This is a genomic window from Allosphingosinicella sp., from assembly GCF_036387215.1.
In the GTDB taxonomy this organism is placed as follows: Bacteria; Pseudomonadota; Alphaproteobacteria; order Sphingomonadales; family Sphingomonadaceae; genus Allosphingosinicella.
This window is the reverse complement of record NZ_DASVUE010000231.1, coordinates 1-6,458: the sequence shown is the minus strand read 5'-3', so window position 1 is coordinate 6,458 and position 6,458 is coordinate 1. Positions and strand designations below refer to the sequence as shown.

General features: G+C 65.4%; 6 protein-coding genes. All 6 read right to left on the bottom strand.

Annotated features, from left to right (window positions below; translation table 11 throughout):
* Window positions 1-2,304 (bottom strand): outer membrane protein assembly factor BamA (gene bamA, locus VF662_RS09045; RefSeq protein ID WP_464140075.1); only part of this gene is annotated, 2,304 nt, incomplete at its 3' end.
* A gap of 141 nt (window positions 2,305-2,445) precedes the next feature.
* A complete protein-coding gene (gene rseP, locus VF662_RS09040) occupies window positions 2,446-3,555 on the bottom strand; it encodes an RIP metalloprotease RseP (protein ID WP_464140071.1) in 1,110 nt (369 codons plus the stop codon).
* Between the two features lie 23 nt (window positions 3,556-3,578).
* Window positions 3,579-4,757, bottom strand: coding sequence for a 1-deoxy-D-xylulose-5-phosphate reductoisomerase (locus tag VF662_RS09035; RefSeq protein WP_464140069.1), 1,179 nt, complete (start codon window positions 4,755-4,757; stop codon window positions 3,579-3,581).
* Complete coding sequence (locus VF662_RS09030; protein WP_464140067.1) at window positions 4,745-5,578, bottom strand: phosphatidate cytidylyltransferase; 834 nt, start codon at window positions 5,576-5,578, stop codon at window positions 4,745-4,747. The genes VF662_RS09035 and VF662_RS09030 overlap by 13 nt, the downstream gene beginning before the upstream one ends.
* Window positions 5,575-6,321, bottom strand: coding sequence for an isoprenyl transferase (locus tag VF662_RS09025; protein WP_464140065.1), 747 nt, complete (start codon window positions 6,319-6,321; stop codon window positions 5,575-5,577). Before VF662_RS09025 ends, VF662_RS09030 begins: the two co-directional genes overlap by 4 nt.
* Window positions 6,318-6,458: ribosome recycling factor (locus tag VF662_RS09020; RefSeq protein ID WP_464140073.1), on the bottom strand; the 141-nt coding region annotated here is incomplete at its 5' end. The genes VF662_RS09020 and VF662_RS09025, both read right to left, overlap by 4 nt.

Sequence of the window (6,458 nt, the reverse complement as noted above, 5' to 3'; positions counted from 1 at the left end):
TGGAGTGGGGTCTTTCAGCCCGAACAAAGCGCCGGCGTCGACGAACAGCGAGGGCCGCAGGCCGAGTTCGCGACCGGACGATCCGAGCGGGATCTCGAGCTCCGCCCGGCCCAGATAGTACATGCGGCCGCCGAGCGCGTCGTCGGTGATCTGCCGCTTGTCCGTGCTGAGCGTGCCGTTCAGATCGGTATAGGGGGTGCGCAGGACCCGGGGGCCGACGCCGCGAATGTCGAAGCCGCGGATTTGCGGCTCGCCGAGGAAGAAGCGGTCGGTGATGCGTACCGCATCGACGCCGGGCCGGTTCTCATGCTCGAAGCTCAGGATGTGGCCGCCTTCGAGGCTCGTCGAGAAGACGAAGCCGCGCCCGACGTCGAAATATTTGGCGCCGCTGATTCGGGTCCTCAGATATTTGACGTCGCCGCCGAGGCCGGCGAAATCCTGGCTGAGCACAAGCCGCTGGCCGCGCGTCGGCCTGAGGCTGTTGTTGAGGTTGCTGTAGGCGAGCGAATAGCCGATCGAAGAGGTGGTGCGCTTGCCCACAGCATCGCAAAGATAGCGTCCGGCCCTTAGCGGATCGCAGACTGAGGGCAGCGGCCCCGACCCATCAGGATCGCTGAAAAACAGGTCCCGATCCAGAGTGATGTCGTCGAGGTTGAGGCTGTAGCGGCCTGCGAGCGAGATATATTCTGTGATCGGGATGCCGGTCCGCAGCTGACCGCCGGTGGTGGTCTGCTTGTAGGTGGTGTTGCGCTCGTTGTTGCCGATATAGTTGAAGTTCGAAAGATCGCGCCGGTATAGGTCGACACCCACCGCAATGTTGCGATCGAACAGATAGGGCTCGGTAAAGCCCAGCTCCACCGACTTAGAATAGCTCGAATAATTGACGCTCGCCCGCAGCTCCTGGCCCTTGCCCATGAAGTTGCGCTGGCGGATCGACAGGTTGACGAGGAACCGCTCGAGGCTCGAGAAGCCGGCCGACAGCTGGAGCTCGCCCGTCGCCTTTTCCTCGACGTCGACGCCGAGGATGACGCGATCGGGGCCGGAACCCTGCTCCTGCGTGACTTCCAGTTTCTCCTGGAAATAGCCGAGCGACTGGATCCGGTCCTGCGAGCGCTTGACCTGGATGGTATTGAACGGGTCGCCCTCAACCAGCCGGAATTCGCGGCGGATCACCTTGTCGCGGGTGTTGGTGTTGCCGTTGATGTCGATCCGCTCGACATAGACGCGCGGCGCTTCGGCCACCTTGAAGGTGACACTCATCGTCAGCTTTTCGCGGTCGCGGGAGAAATCGGGATCGACCTTCGCGAATGCGTAGCCGAACAGGCCCGCCGTCTCGTTGAGGAGCGTGACCGTGTCCTCGATTTCCTTGGCGTTGTACCAGTCGCCGCTCTTGATCGGGAGCACAGGCGCCAACCGCTCGGACGAGAGGTCCCTGATCGCGCTTTCGACCTTCACGTCGCCGAATTTATAGCGCGCGCCTTCCTCCACCACATAGGTGATGATGAAGTCGCGCCGGTCCGGCGTCAGCTCCGCCACGGCGGAGACGACGCGGAAATCGGCATAGCCCTTGGTCAGATAGAATTGCCGGAGCTTCTGCTGGTCGAAGGCGAGGCGATCGGGATCGTAGCTGGTGTTGCCGCTGAGGATGCTGGTGATGCGGGCCTGCTTGGTCAGCATCTCGCCGCGCAGTTCGCTGTCCGAGAATTTCTCGTTGCCGAGGATGTTGATCTGGCGGACCTTCGACTTCGGCCCCTCCTTGATCTCGAACACCACGTCGACGCGGTTCTGTTCGAGCTGGACGATCTTCGGCTCGACGCTGGCGGCGAAGCGGCCCTGGCGGCGGTAGAGCTCGATGATGCGCGCAACGTCGGCGCGCGCCTTGGACCTGGTGAAGATCTGGCGCGCGGCGAGCCGGATTTCGGGCGTGATCTTGTCGTCCTTGATGCGCTTGTTGCCTTCGAGGACGATCCGGTTGATCACCGGGTTCTCGCGGACTTCGACGGCGACGACGCCGTCCGTGAAGCGGATGCCCACGTCGGCGAACAGCTCGGTCGCGAACAGGTCCTTCAGCGCCTCGTCACCGCGCTCGGGCGTGTAGAGCTCGCCGGGGCGAAGCTTGATGTAGGAGATGACGGTTTCAGGCTCGAGCCGCTGATTGCCGGTGACGACGATCTGCCGGATCGTGCCAGATCCCGGAAGCGGCGCGGCAGGCGCGGCCTGCGCGGCGGGAGCAGTGGCAGCGGCCTGCGGCGCAGCAGCGGCGCCCGTCTGAGCAAGGGCCGGAACAGCGCCGCCGCCGAGCATGGTGCCGACGAGCAGTGCCGCGCACAGCCGCCTTTTGCCGGAAAATCCAATGATCGCTTTCACGCGTCCCCGCCCTCTAAATCAAAGGCCGGATCGAAATCCGGCCGCCATCCCTGCCGCGGATGCCCTGCCCGATGATCGTCAACCGATCAACCCGCCAAGCTTCGTCCAGACCCCGAAAGACGCTAAGTCGTTGAGAGTGACGAAGATCATCAGCGCAAGCAAAGCCGCCAAACCCGTCCGGAACGCCCATTCCTGAGCCTCCGGCCGAAGCGGTTTCCTGCGAATTCCCTCGATCGTGTAAAAGAGCAGGTGGCCGCCATCGAGCAACGGGATTGGCAAGAGGTTAATGAATCCCAGATTAATCGAGATGATGGTCATGAACCAGAAAAATGGAAGCCAGCCGAGGCTCGCCTGCTGGCCCGAGAACTGGGCGACCTTCAGCGGCCCGCCCATTTCCTTTACCGATCGCTGGCCCGTCACCACCTGGCCTAGCGTCACCACCATCATCTGAACGGTGCTTGCGGTCTGGCTGATGGAGGCGCCGACCAGCTCGGTTGGAGGCAGCTTCTTAAGGCCGATCGATCCCCCGTGGACTCCCAGGAGCCCGATCCGCGCCTCGTTACCGAACGAGTCGCGCTCCACGCGTGAATCGGTCTTGGCAGTGATCTCGATTGTGCGGCCGCCTCGTTCGATCGTGAAATCCAACTCCTGGTCCGGGCGGATCCGGATCTGATCGAACAGCTCGGCAAAGGTCTCGATGCCGCGGCCGTTGATGGCCACGATCCTGTCGCCGGGGAGGAAGCCGGCGCGATCGGCCGCGGCACCCTGCTCGACTGCAGTCACCAGTGCCGGTGTCGTCGGCACGCCGATGGTGCCGAAGATGGCCATGAAGGCGAGGATCGCGAACAGGAAGTTCGTCAGCGGTCCTGCCGCCACGATGATGAAGCGCTGCCAGACGGGCTTTGCCTGGAAGGTCTGGTTGCGCTCCTCGGGCGGGAGGGCCAGCCATTCCTTCGACGGCTGGCTCGCGGGGTTCATGTCCCCCTTGAACTTCACATAGCCGCCGAGCGGCAGCCATCCGACCTTCCAGCGTGTGCCGCGCCTGTCGGTCCAGCCGGCGATCTCCCGGCCGAAGCCGATCGAGAAGGCGTCGGCCTTCACGCCGAACCAGCGGCCAGCGAAATAGTGGCCGAGCTCGTGGATGAAGATGAGCGGCCCGATGACGAGCAGGAAGCTCAGGATCGTCATCAGCAGGCCTGGGCTGCTTGCACTCAATTCAGGTACGTCCTCGTGATATCCCGGGCACGGCGCCGGGCTTCCTGATCCACCTCCAGCACCTCGTCGATCGAGGCCGGTGCGGGCGGATCGTAACATGCGAGCGTTTCGCGTGCGATTTCAGCAATATCGAGGAAAGCGACGCCGCTGTCCAGAAATGATGCAACGGCGACCTCGTTGGCGGCATTGAGGATGGCGGGTTTCGCCCCCCCTTCCCTCAGCGCCGCCCTGGCGAGGCCGAGCGCCGGGAAGCGCTCAAGATCCGGCTCGCGAAAGTCGAGCGAACCGATGCGGACGAGGTCCAGCCGCTCGCAAGGCGTCTCCATCCGCTCCGGATAGGCAAGCGTATAGGCGATCGGAATTCGCATGTCGGGCGAGCCGAGCTGCGCAAGCACCGAGCCGTCGACATATTCCACCATCGAATGGATCACCGACTGCGGATGCACCACCACGTCGAACGCCTCGGGCCCGAGCGGGAAGAGATGATACGCCTCGATCAGCTCCAGGCCCTTGTTCATCAGGGTCGCCGAATCGACGGAGATCTTGGCGCCCATCGCCCAGTTCGGGTGAGCGACGGCCTCGGCTGGAGTGACTCCGTTCATCTCTTCGCGGCTGCGGTCGCGGAAGGGGCCGCCGCTCGCGGTGAGAGTGATCCTGCGCACGGAGCCGGGCCGCGCCCGGTCGAAGCACTGGAAGATGGCATTATGCTCGGAATCGACCGGGAGCAGGGTCGCGCCGCTCTCCTCGGCGGCCCTGGTCATGATCTCGCCGGCGGAGACCAGGGCTTCCTTGTTGGCGAGAGCGACGGTGCCGCCGCGGCGGAGCGCCGCCATGACCGGGCGAAGGCCCGCGCAGCCGACGATCGCGGCCATCGTCCAGTCGGCGCCCTCCTCCGCCGCTTCTACGATGGCAGCCTCTCCTGCCGCCGCTTCGATGCCGCTCCCGGACAGCGCGTCCTTGAGCTGGGGAAGGAGGCGTTCGTCGCCGATCACCGCAAGGGCGGCGTCGGCGCGCATCGCGGCGCCGGCGAGGCCGCGGACATCGCTGTGGGCGGTGAGCGCCAGCACGTCGAACCGGTCCCGGTTCCGGCCGATAAGATCCAGCGTGGACTTCCCCACCGAACCGGTGGCGCCGAGGATGGTGACGCTTCGCTTAGCGCTGTTCAGCCCGTCCATTGCCCCGCCATCAGCAAGGCCAGAGTGGCGAGGACCACGGGCAGAAGACCGTCCAGCCGGTCCAGCACGCCGCCATGGCCCGGCAGGATCGTGCCGCTGTCCTTGACGCCTGCGCGGCGCTTCACCCAGCTCTCGTAGAGATCGCCCGCCTGCGCGATCACGGCCATGGCGCCGCCGATGTAGAGGAAGGGGGAGCCGAGATCGAGGAAGTAGGCCGTGAGGTACCCGAAGACCGCAGCGCCCGCGATGCCGCCGATCAGGCCCGCCCAGGTCTTGTTCGGGCTGACCCGCGGCGCGAGCTTCGGTCCGCCGATCGAACGACCCGCAAAATAGGCGCAGATGTCGGTCGCCCAGGTGACCACCATCGCCCAGAAGACGAGCCCGAACCAGATCCAGTTGAGGACGATCAGGGCAAAGGCGGGGATGGCGATGTAGAGGAAGCCGCCGAACATGGTGAGCCGCCGGGCGACGAGCCCGCTGACGATGGCGAGCGCCGCCGCGATCGAGAAACCGGTCCAGGCGGGCATGAAGCTTTCGGTGGTGACCACGTCGTCCATCTCATCGACGGGGAACAGCCATTCGGGGACGGCCAGGAGGTAGAGGACGAGGATCGCCGCGCAAACATAGGCCCAGCGCCGGCCGACGCGGTGCAGGTCAGCCCATTCGATCAGCATCAGGGCGGCCGCAGCCACGACCAGAGCGCGGAACAGCCAGCCGCCGACATAGATTGCGAGGATCGCCACCGCGACCATCGCCAGGCCCGCCGCGAACCGCGTCGGCAGGTCCGACGGCTTGATCGGGTCTTCAGCGTCTCCGGTCACCGGCCACCATAACGGCGTTCGCGGGAGGCGAAGTCGGCCAGCGCGGCGCGGAGCTCGTCGCCGCCGAAATCGGGCCACAGCGTGTCCACGAACAGGAGCTCGGCATAGGCGGACTGCCAGAGGAGGAAGTTCGACAGGCGGCGCTCGCCCGACGTGCGGATCAGGAGGTCGAGAGGCGGCAGGTCGCTGGTGTAGAGCGAGGCATCGAGCATCGCCTCGTCGATCCGCTCGGGCTCGATCTCGCCCGCCGAGACGCGAGCGGCGAGCTTTTGCGCGGCGTGCACGAGTTCGGCGCGGGACCCATAATTAAGCGCTATCGCCAGCGTCATGCGGCTGTTCCCCGCGGTCTTCGCAACGGCGGCATCAACCAGTTTCGCAACGTCAGGCGGGAAGGCCCTGTGATCGCCGAGTATCCTGATCCGGATGCCTTCGCGGTGGAGCGCATTCAGCTCGGCGCTGATGTAGAGCCGCAGAAGCCCCATCAGGTCGTTGATCTCGGTCTCCGGCCGCCGCCAATTCTCGGATGAGAAAGCGTAGAGCGTGAGGCATTCGACGCCGGCCTCGCCCGCAGCGCGGAGCACCGCACGGGCCGCTTCGGCGCCCTGGCGATGGCCGGCTACGCGCGGCAGGCCCCTGGCCTTTGCCCAGCGGCCGTTGCCGTCCATGATAATGGCAACGTGGCGCGGCACTCCGGCACCACCGCCACCCGGCTGCGACACAGCACTGGCTGCATTCGATGTCACCGCTGAAGGATTTCCTTTTCCTTCGCGGCCGCCGCGGCGTCGATCTCGCCGATCGTCTCGTCGGTGAGCTTCTGGACCTCGGTCTCGAGCCGCTTGCGCTCGTCCTCGCTGATCTCGTGCTTCTTTTCGTCCTGCTT